Genomic DNA, 523 nt, shown 5'->3' with positions numbered 1-523 from the left:
AAATGAAGGAGTCTGAAGAACCGATTGTCATGCTGACCGCTTATGATTATCCGGCAGCTAAACTTGCTGAACAAGCGGGAGTTGACATGATTTTAGTCGGTGATTCACTCGGAATGGTCGTCCTCGGCCTTGATTCAACTGTCGGTGTGACAGTTGCGGACATGATCCATCATACAAAAGCCGTTAAAAGGGGTGCCCCGAATACCTTTATTGTGACAGATATGCCGTTTATGTCTTATCACCTGTCCAAGGAAGATACGCTGAAAAATGCAGCGGCTATCGTTCAGGAAAGCGGAGCTGACGCACTGAAGCTTGAGGGCGGAGAAGGCGTGTTTGAATCCATTCGCGCATTAACGCTTGGAGGCATTCCAGTAGTCAGCCACTTAGGTTTGACACCGCAGTCAGTCGGCGTACTGGGCGGCTATAAAGTACAGGGCAAAGACGAACAAAGCGCCAAAAAATTAATAGAAGACAGTATAAAATGCGAAGAAGCAGGAGCTATCATCCTTGTGCTGGAATGTGT

At 47.6% G+C, this 523-nt stretch carries 1 protein-coding gene; it reads left to right on the top strand.

The genetic code is table 11. The annotated features are described in order from the left end of the window. Nucleotides 1-2: 2 nt before the first annotated feature. A partial coding sequence (gene panB, locus ACWHAR_RS31845; protein ID WP_452089022.1) for a 3-methyl-2-oxobutanoate hydroxymethyltransferase occupies nucleotides 3-523 on the top strand: 521 nt, incomplete at its 3' end.

The sequence above is a fragment of the Bacillus sp. LR--39 genome (assembly GCF_053613335.1).
The sequence above is the reverse complement of the archived record's forward strand: the minus strand, read 5'-3'. Positions and strand labels throughout refer to the sequence as shown.